18 protein-coding genes are annotated in these 19,948 nt (G+C 59.8%); 13 read left to right on the forward strand and 5 right to left on the reverse strand.

Annotation, left to right across the window (positions count from 1 at the left end; all coding sequences use genetic code 11):
- Positions 1–192, forward strand: a 192-nt coding sequence (locus KGB29_RS16010) for a hypothetical protein (RefSeq protein WP_223616453.1), incomplete at its 5' end; no start/stop codon positions are given.
- Here the strand turns inward: KGB29_RS16010 and KGB29_RS16015 are convergent.
- Positions 170–349 carry a PA1571 family protein gene (locus tag KGB29_RS16015; RefSeq protein ID WP_223533113.1) on the reverse strand — a complete coding sequence of 60 codons (180 nt, stop codon included), beginning with the start codon at positions 347–349 and terminating at the stop codon, positions 170–172. The two genes, KGB29_RS16010 and KGB29_RS16015, sit on opposite strands and share 23 nt — an antisense overlap.
- Before the next feature lie 251 nt (positions 350–600).
- Here KGB29_RS16015 and KGB29_RS16020 point away from each other — a divergent pair, with 251 nt between their 5' ends.
- A complete protein-coding gene (locus tag KGB29_RS16020) occupies positions 601–2,388 on the forward strand; it encodes an ABC transporter transmembrane domain-containing protein (RefSeq protein WP_223616459.1) in 1,788 nt (595 codons plus the stop codon).
- 99 nt (positions 2,389–2,487) lie between these two features.
- On the opposite strand, the gene KGB29_RS16025 is transcribed toward KGB29_RS16020, so the two are convergent.
- Positions 2,488–4,416, reverse strand: a complete 1,929-nt coding sequence (locus KGB29_RS16025; RefSeq protein ID WP_057715658.1) for a transglycosylase SLT domain-containing protein — start codon at positions 4,414–4,416, stop codon at positions 2,488–2,490.
- 215 nt (positions 4,417–4,631) lie between these two features.
- Between KGB29_RS16025 and KGB29_RS16030 the strand changes: the two genes are divergently transcribed.
- Positions 4,632–6,551: an ATP-binding cassette domain-containing protein gene (locus KGB29_RS16030; RefSeq protein ID WP_008022990.1), complete on the forward strand. Its 1,920-nt coding sequence runs from the start codon at positions 4,632–4,634 to the stop codon at positions 6,549–6,551.
- 191 nt (positions 6,552–6,742) lie between these two features.
- Here the strand turns inward: KGB29_RS16030 and KGB29_RS16035 are convergent, their stop codons facing one another.
- On the reverse strand, positions 6,743–7,183 hold the full coding sequence (locus KGB29_RS16035; RefSeq protein WP_046041383.1) for a universal stress protein: 441 nt from the start codon (positions 7,181–7,183) through the stop codon (positions 6,743–6,745).
- Between the two features lie 104 nt (positions 7,184–7,287).
- Between KGB29_RS16035 and KGB29_RS16040 the strand changes: the two genes are divergently transcribed.
- The 7 genes from KGB29_RS16040 to KGB29_RS16070 all read left to right on the forward strand — a co-directional run bounded on the left by KGB29_RS16040 (position 7,288) and on the right by KGB29_RS16070 (position 15,871).
- Complete coding sequence (locus KGB29_RS16040; protein ID WP_090454096.1) at positions 7,288–7,725, forward strand: hypothetical protein; 438 nt, start codon at positions 7,288–7,290, stop codon at positions 7,723–7,725.
- Positions 7,726–8,344: 619 nt separating this feature from the next.
- Positions 8,345–10,492, forward strand: coding sequence for a fatty acid oxidation complex subunit alpha FadB (gene fadB, locus KGB29_RS16045; RefSeq protein ID WP_057715656.1), 2,148 nt, complete (start codon positions 8,345–8,347; stop codon positions 10,490–10,492).
- Between the two features lie 29 nt (positions 10,493–10,521).
- Positions 10,522–11,697, forward strand: a complete 1,176-nt coding sequence (gene fadA, locus KGB29_RS16050; protein WP_008023006.1) for an acetyl-CoA C-acyltransferase FadA — start codon at positions 10,522–10,524, stop codon at positions 11,695–11,697.
- Positions 11,698–11,792: 95 nt separating this feature from the next.
- Entirely contained in the window at positions 11,793–12,029 is a 237-nt protein-coding gene (locus tag KGB29_RS16055) for a DUF1653 domain-containing protein (RefSeq protein WP_057715655.1), read from the forward strand.
- 114 nt (positions 12,030–12,143) lie between these two features.
- A complete protein-coding gene (topA, locus tag KGB29_RS16060; protein ID WP_150812430.1) occupies positions 12,144–14,771 on the forward strand; it encodes a type I DNA topoisomerase in 2,628 nt (875 codons plus the stop codon).
- A gap of 247 nt (positions 14,772–15,018) precedes the next feature.
- Positions 15,019–15,543, forward strand: coding sequence for a DUF6586 family protein (locus tag KGB29_RS16065; RefSeq protein WP_223616454.1), 525 nt, complete (start codon positions 15,019–15,021; stop codon positions 15,541–15,543).
- A gap of 94 nt (positions 15,544–15,637) precedes the next feature.
- Complete coding sequence (locus KGB29_RS16070; RefSeq protein WP_046041430.1) at positions 15,638–15,871, forward strand: hypothetical protein; 234 nt, start codon at positions 15,638–15,640, stop codon at positions 15,869–15,871.
- 92 nt (positions 15,872–15,963) lie between these two features.
- On the opposite strand, the gene sulA is transcribed toward KGB29_RS16070, so the two are convergent.
- Positions 15,964–16,440, reverse strand: coding sequence for an SOS-induced cell division inhibitor SulA (gene sulA / locus KGB29_RS16075; RefSeq protein WP_008052977.1), 477 nt, complete (start codon positions 16,438–16,440; stop codon positions 15,964–15,966).
- A 10-nt stretch (positions 16,441–16,450) separates the two neighbouring features.
- Positions 16,451–17,059, reverse strand: a complete 609-nt coding sequence (gene lexA / locus KGB29_RS16080) for a transcriptional repressor LexA (protein WP_007995278.1) — start codon at positions 17,057–17,059, stop codon at positions 16,451–16,453.
- 229 nt (positions 17,060–17,288) lie between these two features.
- On the opposite strand from lexA, the gene KGB29_RS16085 reads away from it, so the two are divergent.
- The 3 genes from KGB29_RS16085 (at position 17,289) to KGB29_RS16095 (ending at position 19,915) form a co-directional block, all read left to right on the forward strand.
- Entirely contained in the window at positions 17,289–17,996 is a 708-nt protein-coding gene (locus tag KGB29_RS16085; protein WP_007974041.1) for a TetR/AcrR family transcriptional regulator, read from the forward strand.
- 158 nt (positions 17,997–18,154) lie between these two features.
- Positions 18,155–19,165, forward strand: coding sequence for a beta-N-acetylhexosaminidase (gene nagZ / locus KGB29_RS16090; RefSeq protein ID WP_223616455.1), 1,011 nt, complete (start codon positions 18,155–18,157; stop codon positions 19,163–19,165).
- Positions 19,166–19,177: 12 nt separating this feature from the next.
- Complete coding sequence (locus tag KGB29_RS16095; protein ID WP_223616456.1) at positions 19,178–19,915, forward strand: S-methyl-5'-thioinosine phosphorylase; 738 nt, start codon at positions 19,178–19,180, stop codon at positions 19,913–19,915.
- Positions 19,916–19,948: the final 33 nt, after the last annotated feature.

The following is a 19,948-nucleotide window of genomic DNA, read 5'->3' on the forward strand; positions in this document are numbered from 1 at the left end:
ACTGTGTTTGCCAATGTCGATACCGAGAAGCGTCATCGTGTTCATGAGAGATCCTCCGCCGAAAACGAGAAAAGCCCTGCAAGCGTAAACCTGCAGGGCTTCTCGGTCAGGCTGACCATCTCATTAAACCCGGCCAACAATGGGCCGGGTCAAGAAGACGGTGGCTATATCACTTTTGTTTGGCAGGTTTGACCAATCGCTTATCCAGTTCGCTGCAAGCTTTCTGGATCATTTTTTCAGTGATCGGTACTTCGCGACCCTGCTCGTCAATAATCGAGCAACCCAGAGACTGGTCTGGTTGCGTGCGGATCACTTGAATCTTGTCATCGCTGCTGTGTTGCAAGGACATGGCCTGTCTCCTCATCAGGTTGTTAGCTTACTGTAGAACCGCCAGGTGACCGGGCTATGACAACTCCCTGCGATCTTTCCGGGGGGACAGAACCAGTCCAGCAGAAATGCCTTCGCGTGGCTACCCGAACTTTAGACCAATAGCGTCTAGCCTCTAGTGTTGGCGGACATAATTAACCCGACTCATTGTGATTTGCAGCAAGCCACCCCATTGAGCGGTATAGGCTGACCCTAATGACTGCCTTGTCCAGGATGATTACGATGCTCTCTGCCCGTCACCGCCGTGCCATTCGCCTGGCCAGTCGCTTCATTGCGCCATATCGCTGGCAGGCCTTTGGCGCCTTGCTGGCGTTGATCGTCACCGCTGGCATCACCTTGTCCATGGGGCAAGGCATCCGCCTGCTGGTGGACGAGGGGTTCATGACCCAGTCACCGCATCTGCTCAATCAGTCAATCGGTCTGTTCATGTTACTGGTGGCGGGATTGGCGATCGGAACCTTTGCACGGTTTTACCTTGTGTCGTGGATCGGCGAGCGCTGCGTCGCCGATATCCGCCGCAACGTGTTCAATCATCTGATTTACCTGCACCCGGGGTTTTACGAAGACAATCGCAGCTCGGAAATCCAGTCCCGCCTGACCGCCGACACCACGCTGCTGCAATCGGTCATCGGTTCTTCGCTGTCATTGTTCCTGCGCAATTTGCTGATGGTGATCGGTGGGATCGTCCTGCTGTTCATCACTAACCCCAAACTCACCAGCATCGTGGTGGTTGCCTTGCCCCTGGTGATCGCGCCGATCCTGATTTTCGGACGCCGGGTGCGTAACCTCTCACGCCTGAGTCAGGACCGGATTGCCGATATCGGCAGTTATGTGTCCGAAACCCTGGGGCAGATCAAGACCGTGCAGGCCTACAACCATCAGGCCCAGGACGAGCGACGGTTTGCCGTGACGGTGGAAGAGGCGTTCAACACCGCGCGCAAGCGCATCTTCCAGCGGGCCTGGCTGATTACCCTGGTGATCGTGTTGGTCTTGGGTGCGATCGGGGTGATGCTCTGGGTTGGCGGCATGGATGTCATCGCCGGGCGAATTTCTGCCGGCGCACTGGCGGCGTTCGTGTTCTACAGCCTCATCGTCGGCAGCGCGTTCGGCACGTTGAGCGAAGTGATTGGCGAGTTGCAGCGGGCAGCCGGCGCGGCCGAGCGGATTGCCGAGTTGCTGCGTTCGGAAAACATCATCCTGCCGCCGGTGGCGGGCGCGGTGAAGCTGCCGGAGCGGGTCAATGGCCAACTACAACTGCACAATGTGCGTTTTTCCTACCCGTCGCGGCCGGAAAATTATGCTGTCGACGGGTTGAGCCTGACCGTCAATGCCGGTGAGACGCTGGCGCTGGTCGGACCATCGGGGGCCGGAAAATCCACGGTGTATGACTTGCTGCTGCGTTTTTACGACCCGGCCGAGGGGCGCATCCTGCTCGATGGCGTGCCGTTGACTCAACTCGACCCGTTGGACCTGCGTCGCTGTTTTGCCCTGGTGTCGCAAACCCCGGCGCTGTTTTTCGGCAGCATTGAAGAAAACATTCGCTACGGCAATCCGCAGGCGACGTTGGCCGAGGTACAGGAAGCGGCAAAAGTCGCTTACGCCCATGACTTTATCGAAGCCATGCCCAATGGTTACCAGACTCATCTGGGGGACGGTGGTCTCGGTTTGTCCGGCGGCCAGCGCCAACGCCTGGCCATTGCCCGTGCGCTGCTGGTGGACGCGCCGATCCTGCTCCTGGACGAAGCCACCAGCGCCCTTGACGCCCAAAGCGAACACCTGATCCAGCAGGCGCTGCCGACACTGATGAAAAACCGGACCACCCTGGTGATCGCCCATCGCCTGGCAACGGTGAAAAACGCCGACCGAATTGCGGTGATGGACCTGGGGAAACTGGTGGCGGTGGGCACGCATCTGGAGCTGATTGCCAGCAATGCGTTGTATGCGCGGTTGGCGGCGTTGCAGTTCAGTGATGGATTGATTAACGCTGGGGAGCTCTTGTAGGAGCGAGCCTGCTCGCGATGGTCGTCAACGATGACGCGGGATGCCTGACACCCAGCGGCACTCTAATGTCCATCGCGAGCAGGCTCGCTCCTGCAGTGATCATTGATCGTCGAAATACCGCTCATGCCAATCCACGATTGGCTGCGGTGAGTTGAGCTTCTCGCCATAGATCACCGAATACGACAGCACGTTTTGCACGTACTGGCGGGTTTCGTCGAACGGAATGCTTTCCACCCACACGTCGAAACTCAGGTGGTCCGCACCGCGTAGCCATTGGCGCACTCGGCCCGGGCCGGCGTTGTAGGCGGCGGAGGCGAGGACGCGGTTGCCGTTGAACTGGCTGTGCACCTGGCTCAGGTATGCGGCGCCGAGCTGGATGTTTTTGTCCGGGTTGAACAGTTGCTGTGGCGAGCTATAGGGAATGCTGAACTTGCGTGCGGTTTCCTTGGCGGTGGCGGGCATCAGTTGCATCAGGCCCGAGGCGCCGACCCCGGAGCGGGCATCTTCCATGAAGGCGCTTTCCTGGCGAGTGATGGCGAACGCCCAGCTCGGATGCAGGCCGCGATTCTTCGCTTCACGCACCAGCGTGTTGCGGTGGGCCATCGGGAAACGGATATCCAGGTCGTCCCAGTACTGCGCCTGGCTGATGGTGCGAATGGCCGGGAAGTACCATTTCAGGTCGTAGGCCAGTTTGGCCTGGGCGACCATTTCGTCGCGGCTGAAGTGACGGCTGACGTGGTACCACTCGCGGCGCCCGTCGACGATTTGCCCGCGAGCGTGGAACTCCAGGGCGCGACGTATGCCGGGGGTGTTGCGCACTTTGTTGATCAGCGCCTGGCTCATCACCAGCGGCTTGTTGTTCAGCGAATAGGGTGACTGCGAGCGATCCGCCGCGAGGAACCCATAAAAGTCGCGCTCACGAGCCACGCTTCGATAAAGGGTCTGGGCTTCCGGGTTCTGCGGTTGCGCCAGCTCCAGGGTGCGGGCCTGCCAGTAACGCCAGCGGTTGGTGGTGGCCAGGTCCTGGGGCAGGCGGCGGGTCAACTGATAGGCATCGTCCCAGCGCGCCAGGCGCAGGAGCAGGCGCAAGCGCCATTCGGAAACCGTGTTGTCGCGCAGTTCCGGATCGTATTTGGTCATGACGTCCAGGGCTCGACTGTCGAAACGTTTGGCGAGGGTCAGCCCGATTTCCCGGGCGATCGCCACTTTTTCATCCCGGGAGAAATGCATGCTGCTGGCGTAACCGTCGAGCAGATTCATGGCCCTGTCCGGGTCCTGACGAGCCAGGCGGCGAAGGCCGAGGCTGACCACATCGGACATGGCTTCATCGGCCGGCGTGAAGCGTGACGGCTGGTTGAGCAGTTCCGGTTTCTGCGCCACGTCCACCAGCAAGCGACCGCGAGGGGCGAGGGTGGTCATGCCGTTGATCAGGCTGTTGGCCAGGGGATAGTTGCGCGCCTGGGCGGCGAGTTTCGCGCGTTCCCAGCGTTTTTGCTCGGTCAACTGGCCATCGGCGGCCCACATGCCGAACAGGGCATCGCAGGCTTCGGGCTGGGATTTACCGGTCAGCCAGAGCTTTTCAGTATTGGCGTAACCTTCGGCTTTGAGGTTGTGGCTGATCTGGTATTGCGCATTCAGGCAGTCCAGTTCGGTGAAGTTCATTTTCGGGTCGTAGTACTTGACGAAGGTCGCCCAGTCGCCCCGTTCCGCCAGCCAGCGCAACCAACGCAACTTCATCCAGTTGGCCTGGGGCAGGTCGCCGTGTTCGGCGAGGAATTTCTCGATTTCGGCGTTGCTCGCGGTTTTCAGGCGCGCGGTCAGCTCGTCGTACGCCAGGTAGGGTTCCAGCGGATAATCGGCGAGGGCCTGGCTGTAACGGAAATACGGGCCGCTATCGCCCTTGGCCAGGGCGCGCTTGGCTTCATCGTAATACTGGCGTTGGGTGGACAGGTCCACCGCCTGGGCGGATTGAACGGCAGCGGCAGACAGTAAAAAAGCAGATAAAAGATTGAAAAGGCGACTGCGCATGAGACGTCCGGGCAGAGAAAAATCATGACAAGCGCGGGCCAGGCCCGCGCTGAATTGTCTGTAGCTTAGCCTTTTGCCAGCAGCCGGTGAAAGCTTTGCGGGTCTTCCCGCATCAGTTCGCAACATTTGTCATGCAGAGTGCGACGAGAGTGAAATTGCCGGCCTTCTGAAGCCTCAAGTCAGGTAGAATGCGCGCCCGGTTTTTGGAGAAGCTCATGACCCTGCTCAAATTCAGCGATGTGTCCCTTGCTTTCGGCGCTATGCCGTTGTTGGACAAGGTGTCCTGGCAGATCGCCCGTGGTGAGCGGGTGTGCATCATCGGCCGCAACGGCACTGGCAAGTCCAGCATGATGAAGCTCGTCAAGGGCGACCAGAAGCCCGATGACGGCTCCGTTTGGCGCGCACCCGGGCTCAAGATCGGCGAATTGCCGCAAGAATTGCCGGTGGCCGACGAGCGGACAGTGTTCGACGTGGTGGCCGAAGGCCTGGACGGCGTTGGCGCTTTGCTCGCCGAATATCACCACCTGAGCCAGAACATCGTCACTGACGCCGATCTGGACAAGCTGATGCACGTCCAGCACGACCTCGAAGCCCGCGATGGCTGGCGCTTGCAGACCCTCGTCGACAGCACCTTGAGCCGCCTGCAACTACCGGCCGACAAGACCCTCGCCGAGTTGTCCGGCGGCTGGCGTCGTCGCGTCCTGCTGGCCCAGGCCCTGGTGTCCGAGCCGGACCTGCTGCTGCTCGACGAACCGACCAACCACCTGGACATCGGTGCCATCGCCTGGCTTGAAGAAGCGCTGAAGGATTTCCAGGGCGCCGTGCTGTTCATCACGCACGACCGTTCTTTCCTGCAGAACCTGGCAACCCGCATCCTCGAACTGGATCGCGGCGGCCTGATCGACTGGAACGGCGACTACGCCAGTTTCCTCGTGCACAAGGAAGCCGCATTGGCGGCCGAGGAGACCGCCAATGCGCTGTTCGACAAGCGCCTGGCCCAGGAAGAAGTGTGGATTCGCCAGGGCATCAAGGCCCGTCGCACCCGTAACGAAGGTCGTGTACGTGCGCTCAAAGCCTTGCGTGTCGAGCGCAGCGAGCGTCGTGAGCGTACCGGCAAGGCCAATATCCAGCTGGAAACCGCCGACAAGTCCGGCAAGCAGGTCATGGTCCTCGATAACGTGAGTTTCGCTCACCCGGACGGTCCGTTCCTGATCAAGGACTTCTCCATGGTGCTGCAGCGCGGCGACCGTATCGGTCTGCTCGGCGCCAACGGTACCGGCAAGACCACCTTGTTGAAGCTGATGCTCAGCGGCTTGCAGCCGACCAGCGGCAAAGTGGAAGAGGGCACCCGGATCGATGTCGCCTACTTCGACCAGTTGCGCCATCAGCTGGATCTGGAAAAAACCGTGATCGACAACGTGGCCGAAGGTCGCGACTTCATCGATATCGACGGCCAGAGCCGCCACGTGCTGAGCTACCTCGGCGACTTCCTGTTCAGCCCGCAGCGTGCCCGCACGCCAGTCAAGGCGCTGTCGGGTGGTGAGCGTGCCCGTCTGTTGCTGGCCAAGCTGTTCAGCAAGCCGGCGAACCTGCTGGTACTCGACGAACCGACCAACGACCTCGACGTCGAAACCCTCGAGCTGCTGGAAGAGGTCTTGCTGACCTTCAACGGCACCGTACTGATGGTCAGCCACGACCGGGCATTCCTCGACAACGTGGTCACCAGTACCCTGGTCTTCGAAGGTGAAGGCAAGGTTCGCGAGTACGTCGGTGGCTACCAGGACTGGCTGCGCCAGGGCGGCTCGCCGCGTCTGCTGGGCGTGACCGAGAGCAAGTCCGGCAAGGCCGACCTGAACTCCGCGGTGGTGAAGGCCGAGCCTGCGCCGGTTGCGGCAGCTGTCGAAGCGCCAGTGGCGAAGAAAAAGCTCAGCTACAAATTGCAGCGCGAACTGGAAGCGTTGCCGGGGCAGATCGAGGCCATGGAGCAGCAGATTGCCGCCGTTGAAGCACAGATGGCGGATGCCGGCTTCTATCAGCGTCCGGCGGCCGAAACGGCTGCGGTGATTGCTCAATTGGAGCAGTTGCAGGCTGAACTCGACATCATGGTCGAGCGTTGGGCCGAACTGGATGCCTGATTGACCCGGTAACAAAAAAAGCCCGGCGTTCAGTGATGAACGCCGGGCTTTTCATATGCAATTGGATCGAAACGATCCCCTGTAGGAGCGAGCCTGCTCGCGATGAACTTGAGAGCGCCGCGGGGTGTCAGGCTTCCCGTGTCATCGTTGACGACCATCGCGAGCAGGCTCGCTCCTACAGGGGGGTGTTGTCAGCTTTTGTTTTGCAGACGCACCGCCAGCACATCGCAAGGCGCGCCATGCAGCACGTCATTGGCGGTGGAGCCCAGCAACAGTGCCAGACCATGCCGGCCATGGCTGCCCACCACGATCAGGTCGCAGGTTTGCTCCTTGGCCAGGTGGTGGATCTCCTGGCGTGGCTGGCCGTAGGTCAGGTGGCTGTATTCCCTGGAGAGCTCCGGGTATTTCAGGATCAAGCGGTCAAGGCGCTCCTTGGCCTGATCGAACTGCTGCTGTTGCAGTTGTGACAGGTCCATTGGCACGTCGCCGCCGAAGGCCATCGCCATCGGCTCGACAATGTGCACCAGCGACAATTTCGCACCGTTGCTCACCGACAGTTCGCGAGCGCGGTGAATCACAGGGTCGCACTCTTCGGTCAGATCTACAGCGACCAGAATATGGTTGTAGGGCATGAGGTGCTCCTCCTGAGGGATGCAATATTGGTAAGTATGGCTGGTTTCAAGCGCATTGGTTCCAAAGTGACACAATGGGCTCATTCAAATTCGGGAGTACAGATATGACGGTCTGGATAGTGGTGTCAATCCTGCTGGTGGTGCTGAGTCCGCTGGCATGGTTGCGGCCGTCGCGAGTTCAGAGCGGGCGCATCGCCTTGCGGATGGAGGCTCGGCGCATCGGGCTGGCCATGCAATTGGCGCCTCAGGAGTGGCCGCACTGGCTCAGCCAGGAGCCGCCGAGCCCCTGCGCCCAGTACCATCGACCTCGACGTGGCAATCAGCCGGCGTGCTGGAGTTACTGGCAAAAATCACCAGGTGTCTGGGTCAATCAATGGCAGGAAATCTGTGAAGACAGGGCACTGCTCGATCATTTCGAAAAATTGCCGGCCAACGTCTACAAAGTCGAGGCGGACAAGCAAATGATCACGTTGTACTGGGGCGAGAAGGGCGAGGCCGAGGTGTTGCAGCAGATCGACGCCACCCTCAAAGCCCTCGCCTGAACCCCGATCCCTTGTAGGAGCGAGCCTGCTCGCGATGAACCTGAGAGCACCACGGGGTGCCAGGCTTCCCGCGTCATCGTTGACGTCCATCGCGAGCAGGCTCGCTCCTACAGGTGTTTTTCGCAGGCAATAAAAAGCCCGACATTCATCATCGGGCTGGAGTTGGCCAGGCAGGCCGGTAAAAACGGTGTTGGCTGATCTTACGCTGGGCATTCGCCAAAAGCGTTCACAATTTTCCCCTGGGTTCCGCCAGCGTAGCTTGTTAAACACGGGCTGCAGCGAATTAGGGCGAACTTTCTAACAATTGATTCTATGAATGACCTTGCATGCTCAAGCGTGTTTAAGGTCTTCGCAGTACGGATATGACCGGAAAGTCGCGTTTCAACCCGTGTTTCGGGCGATTGACAATTGTCGGAAATTCCGTGAAGGTGACGTACCCAAATCAAACGGGCGTATGAATTGAGCGTTTGTATTTCAGACCGCTCCTACAGAATCCCGACTATCGCGTTGGCGGGTGTGCCGGGGGAATGGGCGTAGCATTGACGATCAACGTCCCTGCCAAGCCGTTCGCCTGCGTCCGACGTGTACTGTTCAGCTTCCATATCGTGGAGATCAGTTGATGATTTACGAAGGTAAAGCCATCACGGTTAAGGCTCTTGAAAGTGGCATCGTCGAACTGAAGTTCGACCTCAAGGGTGAGTCCGTCAACAAGTTCAACCGTCTAACCCTGAACGAACTGCGTCAGGCCGTAGACACCATCAAGGCAGATGCTTCGATCAAGGGCGTGATCGTCAGCAGTGGCAAGGACGTGTTCATCGTCGGCGCCGACATCACCGAATTTGTCGACAACTTCAAGCTGCCGGATGCAGAACTTGTTGCTGGCAACCTCGAAGCCAACAAGATTTTCAGCGATTTCGAAGACCTCAACGTCCCGACCGTCGCCGCGATCAATGGCATCGCGTTGGGTGGCGGTCTGGAAATGTGCCTGGCGGCGGACTACCGCGTCATGTCCACCAAGGCCAAGATCGGTCTGCCGGAAGTCAAGCTGGGCATCTACCCGGGCTTCGGCGGTACTGTGCGCCTGCCGCGCCTGATCGGTGCCGACAACGCCATCGAATGGATCGCCGCCGGCAAGGAAAACCGTCCTGAAGACGCGCTGAAAGTCGGCGCCGTTGACGCCGTGGTTGCTCCTGAGCAACTGCAGGATGCCGCGCTGGAACTGATCAAGCGCGCCATCTCCGGCGAGTTCGACTACAAGGCCAAGCGCCAGCCGAAGCTGGAAAAGCTGAAGCTGAACGCCATCGAACAAATGATGGCTTTCGAAACCGCCAAGGGTTTCGTGGCCGGCCAGGCTGGCCCGAACTACCCGGCGCCGGTTGAAGCGATCAAGACCATCCAGAAAGCCGCGAACTTCGGTCGCGACAAGGCGCTGGAAATTGAAGCTGCAGGTTTCGTCAAACTGGCCAAGACCTCTGCCGCGCAGAGCCTGATCGGCTTGTTCCTGAACGATCAGGAACTGAAGAAAAAGGCCAAGGCCTACGACGAAATCGCCAAGGACGTGAAGCAGGCCGCCGTACTGGGCGCCGGCATCATGGGTGGCGGTATCGCCTATCAGTCGGCTTCCAAAGGCACGCCGATCCTGATGAAGGACATCAACGAGCACGGTATCGAGCAGGGTCTGGCCGAAGCCGCCAAACTGCTGGTCGGTCGCGTTGATAAAGGTCGCATGACCGCCGCGAAAATGGCTGAAGTGCTCAACGGCATCCGTCCAACCCTGTCTTACGGCGACTTCGGTCACGTGGATCTGGTGGTCGAAGCGGTCGTCGAGAACCCGAAGGTCAAGCAAGCGGTACTGGCCGAAGTTGAAGACAAGGTCAAGGAGGACACCATCCTGGCGTCCAATACCTCGACCATTTCCATCACCTTGCTGGCCAAGGCCCTCAAGCGTCCGGAAAACTTCGTCGGCATGCACTTCTTCAACCCGGTGCATATGATGCCGCTGGTGGAAGTGATTCGTGGCGAGAAGTCCAGCGAGCTGGCTGTTGCCACCACCGTTGCCTACGCCAAGAAAATGGGCAAGAACCCGATCGTGGTCAATGACTGCCCGGGCTTCCTGGTCAACCGCGTCCTGTTCCCGTACTTCGGCGGTTTCGCCAAGCTGGTCAGCGCCGGTGTGGACTTCGTCCGTATCGACAAGATCATGGAAAAATTCGGCTGGCCGATGGGCCCGGCGTACCTGATGGACGTGGTCGGCATCGACACCGGTCACCACGGTCGTGACGTGATGGCTGAAGGCTTCCCGGACCGCATGAAAGACGACCGTCGCTCGGCCGTCGACGTGCTCTACGAAGCCAAGCGCCTGGGCCAGAAGAACGGCAAGGGCTTCTACGCCTACGAGACCGACAAGAAAGGCAAGCAGAAGAAGGTTGCCGATCCTTCGGTACTGGAAGTGCTCAAGCCGATCGTTTACGAGCAGCGCGAAGTCACCGACGAAGACATCATCAACTGGATGATGATCCCGCTGTGCCTGGAAACCGTGCGTTGCCTGGAAGACGGCATCGTCGAAACCGCTGCCGAAGCCGACATGGGTCTGGTCTACGGTATTGGTTTCCCTCCATTCCGTGGCGGTGCGCTGCGTTACATCGATTCGATCGGTGTGGCAGAGTTCGTTGCCCTGGCTGACCAGTACGCTGATTTGGGCGCGCTGTACCACCCGACCGCGAAGCTGCGCGAAATGGCCAAAAACGGCCAGAGCTTCTTCGGTTAAGCGCCCCCAACTAGAGTGAGAGTGAACTTATGAGCTTGAATCCTAGAGACGTCGTGATTGTCGACTTCGGTCGTACTCCGATGGGCCGCTCCAAGGGCGGCATGCACCGCAACACCCGTGCCGAAGACATGTCGGCGCACCTGATCAGCAAACTGCTGGAACGTAACGTCAAGGTCGACCCGAACGAAGTCGAAGACGTGATCTGGGGCTGTGTGAACCAGACCCTGGAGCAGGGCTGGAACATCGCGCGCATGGCGTCGCTGATGACTCAGATCCCGCACACTTCGGCCGGCCAGACCGTCAGCCGCCTGTGTGGCTCGTCCATGAGCGCTCTGCACACTGCCGCGCAAGCGATCATGACCGGCAACGGTGACGTTTTCGTGGTTGGTGGCGTCGAGCATATGGGGCACGTGAGCATGATGCACGGTGTCGATCCGAACCCGCACATGTCGCTGTACGCGGCGAAAGCCTCGGGCATGATGGGCCTGACCGCGGAAATGCTGGGCAAGATGCACGGCATCACTCGCGAGCAACAGGACGCTTTCGGCGTGCGCTCCCACCAACTCGCCCACAAGGCGACCGTGGAAGGCAAGTTCAAAGACGAAATCATCCCGATGCAGGGCTACGACGAGAACGGTTTCCTGAAAACCTTCGACTACGACGAAACCATTCGTCCGGAAACCACCCTGGAAAGCCTGGCGGCTCTGAAGCCGGCGTTCAATCCGAAGGGCGGCACCGTGACAGCCGGTACCTCGTCGCAGATCACCGATGGTGCCTCGTGCATGATCGTGATGTCGGCGCAGCGTGCACAGGATCTGGGTATCCAGCCTCTGGCGGTGATTCGTTCGATGGCAGTGGCAGGTGTGGATCCGGCAATCATGGGCTATGGTCCAGTACCGGCCACACAAAAAGCACTGAAGCGCGCGGGTCTGGGCATTTCCGACATCGACTTCTTCGAGCTCAACGAAGCTTTCGCCGCACAGGCCCTGCCAGTGCTGAAAGATCTGAAAGTACTCGACAAGATGAACGAGAAGGTTAACCTGCACGGCGGCGCGATCGCCCTGGGCCACCCGTTCGGTTGCTCCGGTGCGCGTATCTCCGGCACTTTGCTCAATGTGATGAAGCAGAATGGCGGTACCTTCGGGGTAGCCACCATGTGCATTGGTCTCGGCCAAGGCATCTCCACCGTCTTCGAACGCGTTTAAGCGTCTCGTTGATGGAAGCCGGGGCCAAGTGCCCCGGTTTTTGTTTTTCCGGATTTATTTTTTTATTTTGAAAAAATTTGAGTGAGGGCCAAAGCATGCCGATACAACCTGGGCTCTACCAACATTACAAAGGTCCGCAGTACCGCGTATTCAGTGTTGCGCGGCATTCGGAAACCGAAGAAGAAGTGGTCTTCTACCAAGCCCTGTATGGCGATTACGGCTTTTGGGTACGTCCCTTGAGCATGTTCCTGGAGTCCGTCGAGGTTGACGGCGAACAGGTGCCACGCTTTGCTTTGGTGCAGGCCGAACCGAGCGTTTTTCCGCAGCCATAAGGGGAGTGCGCGCAGAGCCCTGCGCTTGACCTCATCTTGTAGCCACTATATATAGCGGTGCCGCGTCAGGCGCCAACCGCCTTTCACTTCTCGAATTCAGGAATTTTCTGATCCATGGGCAAATCGCTGGTCATTGTGGAATCCCCGGCTAAGGCCAAGACCATCAACAAGTATTTGGGCAACGAATACGTGGTGAAGTCGAGTATCGGCCATATCCGAGACCTGCCCACCAGCGGTTCGGCTAGCGCCAGCAAAGAGCCAGCCGCCAAGCGCGGCAAGGCTGCTGCGGGTGAAGCGCCGGCACTGTCGCCGAAAGAAAAAGCGCGCAAGCAGCTGGTCGCGCGCATGGGTGTCGATCCGGATCATGGCTGGAAAGCCAAGTACGAGATCCTCCCGGGCAAGGAAAAAGTCATCGAAGAGCTGCGCCGGCTCGCCAAGGATGCTGACACCATCTATCTCGCAACCGACTTGGACCGCGAGGGGGAAGCCATTGCCTGGCACCTGCGCGAAGCCATCGGTGGTGACGACACCCGCTACAAGCGCGTGGTGTTCAACGAAATCACCAAGAAGGCGATTCAGGAAGCCTTCTCGAAACCAGGCGAGCTGGATATCGATCGTGTCAACGCCCAGCAGGCGCGTCGTTTCCTCGACCGCGTGGTGGGTTACATGGTTTCGCCGCTGCTGTGGGCCAAGATCGCTCGCGGTCTGTCCGCCGGTCGCGTGCAGTCGGTTGCCGTGAAGCTGGTGGTCGAGCGCGAACGTGAAATCCGCGCGTTCAACCCGGAAGAGTACTGGGAAGTTCACGCCGACCTCGGCACCGCAAAAGGCGCGACCGTGCGCTTCGATGTGGCCCGCGAGAAAGGCGAAGCCTTCAAGCCGCTCAATGAAACCCAGGCCATGGCCGCGCTGGAGAAGCTCAAGGCTTCCAGCTACAGCATCGTCAAGCGCGAAGACAAACCGACCAGCAGCAAGCCGTCGGCACCCTTCATCACTTCCACCTTGCAGCAAGCCGCAAGCAACCGCCTAGGCTTCGGTGTGAAGAAGACCATGATGATGGCCCAGCGTCTTTACGAAGCTGGCTACATCACTTATATGCGTACCGACTCCACCAACCTTTCGGTTGATGCCGTGGCGATGGCGCGTACCTATATTGAAGGCGAATTCGGCAAGAAATACCTGCCGGAAACCCCGAACGTCTACAGCAGCAAGGAAGGCGCACAAGAGGCTCACGAAGCGATTCGTCCGTCCGACGCCAATACCGAGCCAAGCAAGCTGTCGGGCATGGAGCGTGACGCTGAGCGCCTCTACGAGCTCATCTGGCGCCAGTTCCTCGCCTGCCAGATGCTGCCGGCACAATACCTGTCGACCACGGTCACTGTCGGTGCCGGCGACTTCGAGCTGCGCGCCAAGGGCCGCATCCTGAAGTTCGACGGTTACACCCGCGTCATGCCGCAAATCGCCAAGCCAGGCGATGACGACGTGCTGCCGGACATGGCCCAGGGCGACGCGATGAAGCTGATCAAGCTTGATCCGACCCAGCACTTCACCAAGCCGCCGGCGCGTTACTCGGAAGCCAGCCTGGTAAAAGAAATGGAAAAACGCGGCATCGGTCGTCCTTCGACCTACGCGGCGATCATTTCGACCATTCAGGACCGCGGCTACGTGGCGCTGCACAACCGTCGTTTCTATTCGGAAAAGATGGGCGACATCGTCACCGAGCGTCTGGCCGAAAGCTTCTCCAACCTGATGGACTACGGCTTCACCGCCGGCATGGAAGAGCATCTCGATGACGTGGCCCAGGGCGAACGCGACTGGAAAAACGTGCTCGACGAGTTCTATGGCGACTTCAAGAAGAAACTCGAAGTAGCCGAAAGCCCGGAACACGGCATGCGGGCCAATCAGCCTGTCATGACTGACATTCCGTGCACCACCTGCGGTCGCCCGATGCAGATCCGTACCGCGTCGACCGGCGTGTTCCTCGGTTGCTCGGGCTACAGCCTGCCGCCGAAAGAGCGCTGCAAGGCCACCGTCAACCTGGTGCCGGGCGATGAAATCGCTGCGGACGACGAGGGTGAATCGGAGTCGCTGGTGTTGCGTGGCAAGCATCGCTGCCCGATCTGCAGCACGGCGATGGACGCCTACCTGCTCGATGAAAAGCGCAAGCTGCACATCTGCGGTAACAACCCGGATTGCGATGGCTACGAAATCGAAGAGGGCACCTATCGCATCAAGGGCTATGAAGGTCCGAGCCTGGAGTGCGACAAGTGCGGTAGCGAGATGCAGCTCAAGACCGGCCGTTTCGGCAAGTTCTTCGGTTGCACCAATGCCACCTGCAAGAACACCCGTAAACTGCTCAAGAGTGGTGATGCGGCGCCGCCGAAGATGGATCCGGTGAAGATGCCTGAGCTGAAGTGCGAAAAGGTCAACGACACCTACATTCTGCGCGACGGTGCATCCGGTCTGTTCCTGGCGGCCAGCCAGTTCCCGAAAAACCGCGAGACTCGTGCTCCATTGGTGATGGAAATCATCCCGCACAAGGATGAGATCGATCCGAAGTATCACTTCCTCTGCGAAGCGCCGAAGAAAGATCCGGATGGTCTGCCAGCCGTGATCCGTTACAGCCGCAAGACCAAGGAGCAGTACGTGCAGACCGAGGTTGATGGTAAGCCGACTGGCTGGAAAGCGTTCTACGATGGCGGCAAGTGGGCGGTCGAAGACAAGCGTCCGGCAGCCAAGGCTTAAAGCCGCGCCCCCTGTAGGAGCGAGCTTGCTCGCGATGGACCTGAGAGCAACGCGGGCATTCTGAAGGCCCGCGTCATCGTTGACGACCATCGCGAGCGAGCTCGCTCCTACAGTCAGTGCGCAAGGCCGCATGAGAACCCTCGGGTTTTCATGCGGCTTTTTTGTTTTGGGCTTGCGGTCGGATCGGCTGATCCATGACACTGTCAAACCTGCGTGAAGCAATTATTTCGTTGTGGAGGCTGCCGTCATGGCCCACGAACTGTACACCCGCACCAATCAGAAGATTTATTTCGCCGGCTTGTCGCTCGAAGCGCTGGCCCGCACTGAAGAGGGGCGGGCGATGAATTCGCTGGCGCTGATCCAGGCCGGGCGCGAATCCGCGCTGTTTCATCTGTACGGCGCGCTGCTGGGCCTGTGTCACGAGATCGCCGGTTTCTATCGCTTGCCTCAGGCCAATGCGCCCCGTGCAGAGTTGTTGCTGACTCGCGAGGTGCTGGACACCATCGCCATTCCGGAAATGGCTGAGCTGGTCGAGCTGGCCAATAACCCGGAGACCTGGCTGGCCAAGCTGTTGGCTGCCCATGCTGCGTTGTTTCAGCCGCCGCGGGCGCCCCACAAGCCAAAAGGCGACGTGACCCAGCCACTGATCCTGGCTGTCAATCTGGATGAAGAGGACGCGCCGCAAGAGCTGAGTCGGGAGGAGCTGGAGAGCTGGCGTCAGAATCTGAAAGGATTGGCGATCCGCTTTCGCGAAGGCCTGAACGAGTGCTGACAGAAACAGTTTTGGGATGGCATCTGGTCAAGATCCCGAGCGAAGCCTGGCCGATGCCTATATAATCCCCGCCTTTCGTGGAGAACAGTCCTTTATGCCAACGTCCTTTCTAGAAATTGTCGAGTTACCAGACGGCCGTATCGAGCTGCGCAGGGCCGAGGACGAGGGTTCTCTGGTTACTTTGGATTTCTCCGAGGACGCCAAGGCATTCCTGCAAGGGCAGCACGTGGAAGTCGCCAAGGCGATGTTGAGCGTCGGCGTTCAGATGGCCGGTCGCCTGGTTGAAGGCGAATTCGACAAGGAAGAGGGGTCGCGGGTTCTTCATTGACCGCCGCCTGTCGCTTTTCCTGATGTCGTTACTCATCGGCTTCTCTGTCCCTGGAGAAGCCTTGCGCGGTGAATCACGCGTTTGTCCGCCGGTTAACCCAGTCGAATATTCAGGCTCTGAGCGTCCCCGGTACGGGCGGCGCTGATCAGTTGTTGTCGCGATTGGGGGCTCAGCGGGTTGATCCAGCTGACCACCGTGTGGCTACGACCCAGGCGCAGGGCTTCGCAAGTCAGTTGCTGGGCGCTCTGGGTGCCCCGGGGTTGCAGCAGCAGAATGCGCTCGCGGTTAAGGCCGGCATCTCGCAGCCAGGCTTGAGTCAGGCTGGCGGGTGGCGCGATCAGTGTCAGCCAGCGTGCGTCCTGGTCCTGGCTCAATTCCCTGAGGATCGGTGCCAGAAGGCTCAGGCAGTTCCCGGCTGCACCACGCAGTGACAGCTCGCTGAAAGCGTCAGGTTCGGCGCTCCAGGGGGACTCGACTACGTCTTTCAGGATCGGCGCCAATGGCTGTGCCATGAACGCTTCGAACAACGGCAGTTGGGTTTGCTGTGGTGATGTCTGTGGGAACTGCATGGTGCCTCCTTTAGCGGCGAATGACGCCGACACTCAAGCCTTCGATCACCAGTTCCTGGTCTTGAAGGTTCACTTCAATAGGGGCGAACTCGGGGTTCTCGGCGATCAGCCAGACTTTGCTGCCGTCACGCTTGAAGCGCTTGACGGTCACTTCGTCGCCGATCCGCGCAACGACGATCTGGCCGTTACGGGCTTCGCGGGTGGTGTGGACCGCCAGCAGGTCGCCGTCGAAAATGCCGATATCCTTCATGCTCATCCCATGGACGCGCAGCAGGTAGTCGGCGCGCGGATGGAAGAAGGCGGGATTGATGTTGCAGGACTCTTCGATGTGTTGCTGCGCAAGAATCGGGGCGCCGGCTGCTACCCGGCCAATGATCGGCAGGGTGGAATCGTCGGCCTTGGCTTCGAAGCCGGGAATGCGGATGCCACGGGAGGCGCCAGGCGTCATCTCGATTGCACCCTTGCGGGCCAGTGCCTTGAGGTGTTCTTCCGCCGCATTGGGGGACTTGAAACCCAGTTCCTGAGCGATTTCCGCGCGGGTGGGTGGATACCCGTTGTCTTCCAGGCAGCGCTTGATGAAGGCCAGAATCTCTGCTTGTCGTGGCGTCAGCTTTAGCATATCGATCACTCTGTTTTTTTATACAGTGACTGGGATTATATACAGTAAGGCGGTCTTGGCAATGCTCCATTTTTCAGTCGCCGCCGGACGGTCAAACAGCCAGTGGATTGAAGCTTTGCCGTTGTGTGGTTAAATGTCTGACCGACCATTCCCGAAACGAACTGCCAGACTTGACAATGCACAGGCTGAAACGTATGTTTCAAACAAGTGTTTGTCAGGCGGAGTAGCCATGGCCCAGTCGGAAACCGTTGAACGCATTCTTGATGCCGCCGAGCAGTTGTTCGCGGAAAAAGGTTTCGCCGAAACCTCGTTGCGTCTGATCACCAGCAAGGCGGGTGTCAACCTGGCGGCGGTGAACTATCACTTCGGTTCGAAGAAGGCGTTGATTCAAGCGGTTTTCTCGCGGTTCCTCGGGCCATTCTGCATCAGCCTCGATAAAGAGCTGGAGCGGCGTCAGGCCAAGCCTGAAATCAAGCCGACACTCGAAGAGTTGCTGGAAATCCTCGTCGAGCAGGCACTGGTGGTGCAGCCGCGCAGTGGCAACGACCTGTCTATTTTCATGCGTTTGCTGGGACTGGCCTTCAGCCAGAGCCAGGGGCACTTGCGTCGTTATCTGGAAGACATGTACGGCAAGGTGTTTCGCCGCTACATGATGCTGGTCAACGAAGCAGCGCCACGTATTCCACCTATCGAACTGTTCTGGCGCGTGCACTTCATGCTGGGTGCGGCGGCGTTCAGCATGTCCGGTATCAAGGCCTTGCGCGCGATTGCCGAAACCGATTTCGGCGTGAACACCTCGATCGAGCAGGTCATGCGCCTGATGGTGCCGTTCCTGGCTGCCGGCATGCGCGCCGAATCCGGCGTTACCGACACGGCCATGGCCACGGCCCAGTTGCGTCCGCGTAGCAAATCGACACCGGTTGCCGCCAAGGTTTAACCGCACACGGGTGGGCGCGGCAGCTGACATCCGCTAAGCTAGCCGCCCATGCCGACTCTCGTTCTGAACCCGTTTCCCATTGATATCGCCGACCTGCCGGGCACAGCGTCTGGCGGCGAATTCGTGTGGGCCGGGTTTTCTGTTATCAAGGAATTTCTATGACTGCTGGCTTGCAAGGCTCGTTGATGGTGGACGTCGCCGGTACCTGGCTGACGGCTGAAGATCGCCAATTGTTGCGCCAGCCCGAAGTGGGTGGCCTGATCATCTTTGCCCGCAACATCGAGCATCCGCGTCAAGTGCGCGAGCTGAGTGCGGCCATTCGCGCCATTCGTCCCGATCTGCTGTTGGCGGTGGATCAAGAGGGCGGCCGCGTGCAGCGCCTGCGCCAGGGATTCGTGCGATTGCCCGCCATGCGCGCCATTGCCGACAACCCGAACGCCGAATACCTGGCCGAGCAGTGCGGCTGGATCATGGCCACCGAAGTGTTGGCTGTCGGCCTGGACTTGAGCTTTGCCCCGGTGCTGGACCTGGATTACCAGCGCAGCGCCGTTGTCGGCACTCGCTCGTTCGAAGGCGATCCCGAGCGCGCTGCCTTGCTCGCGGGTGCATTCATCCGCGGGATGAACAGCGCCGGGATGGCCGCCACCGGCAAGCACTTCCCCGGCCACGGTTGGGCTGAAGCGGATTCTCACGTCGCGATTCCCAACGACGAACGCAGCCTCGACGAGATCCGCGCCAATGACCTGGTGCCGTTTGCCAAGCTGAGCAAGCAACTGGCCGCGGTCATGCCGGCCCACGTCATTTATCCACAAGTCGATTCCCAGCCCGCCGGCTTCTCCCGCCGCTGGTTGCAGGACATCCTGCGTGGCGAGTTGCAGTTCGATGGCGTGATCTTCAGTGACGACCTGTCCATGGCAGGCGCTCACGTGGTCGGCGATGCCGCCAGCCGTATCGAAGCGGCGCTGACTGCCGGTTGCGACATGGGCCTGGTGTGCAACGACCGTGCGGCCGCCGAACTGGCCCTGAGCGCTGCCCAGCGTCTGAAGGTCAAGCCTTCCGAGCGCATTGCGCGGATGCGCGGCCAGTCGTTTGCCTGCACCGAATACCGTCAAGATCCGCGCTGGCTGGCCGCTGTCGGCGCGCTCAAAGAAGCTCAATTGATTGATTAAGGACTGTTCGTTATGACGGTTTACGCGATTATCGGTGGCACTGGCCTGACTCAACTCGAAGGCCTGAGCATTCGCCAGTCACTGGCAGTGGACACGCCTTATGGCGCACCTTCGGCCGACGTTCAGATCGGCGAGTATGCCGGCAAGGAAGTACTGTTCCTCGCGCGTCACGGTCATCCCCATCGTTTCCCACCGCATCAGGTCAACTACCGCGCCAACCTCTGGGCGCTGAAGCAGGCCGGTGCCGAAGCCATCCTGGCGGTCAACGCCGTGGGCGGCATCCATGCCGCGATGGGCACCGGGCATTTCTGCGTGCCGCATCAGTTGATCGACTACACCAGCGGTCGTGAGCACACCTACTTTGCCGATGACCTGGAGCACGTCACCCATATCGACTTCAGCTTCCCCTACAGCGAGCCGTTGCGCCAGCAACTGATTGCGGCATTGGCGGCGGAAGGCGTGGGCTACAGCAGTCATGGCGTGTATGCCTGCACTCAAGGGCCGCGCCTGGAGACAGTGGCTGAAATCGCCAGGCTGGAGCGCGATGGCTGCGACATCGTCGGCATGACCGGTATGCCGGAAGCCGCCTTGGCCCGCGAGCTGGAACTCGATTACGCCTGTCTGGCGCTGGTGGTGAACCCGGCGGCGGGCAAGTCGACGGCGGTGATCACCATGGCCGAGATCGAGCAGGCGTTGCATGACGGCATGGGCAAGGTGAAATCGACGCTGGCGCGGGTGCTCAAGGGCTGATCAGTCGATACACCGAGTCGACTCCTTCGCGAG

It is taken from the genome of Pseudomonas sp. BF-B-30 (assembly GCF_019956305.1).
Taxonomy (GTDB): Bacteria; Pseudomonadota; Gammaproteobacteria; order Pseudomonadales; family Pseudomonadaceae; genus Aquipseudomonas; species Aquipseudomonas jessenii.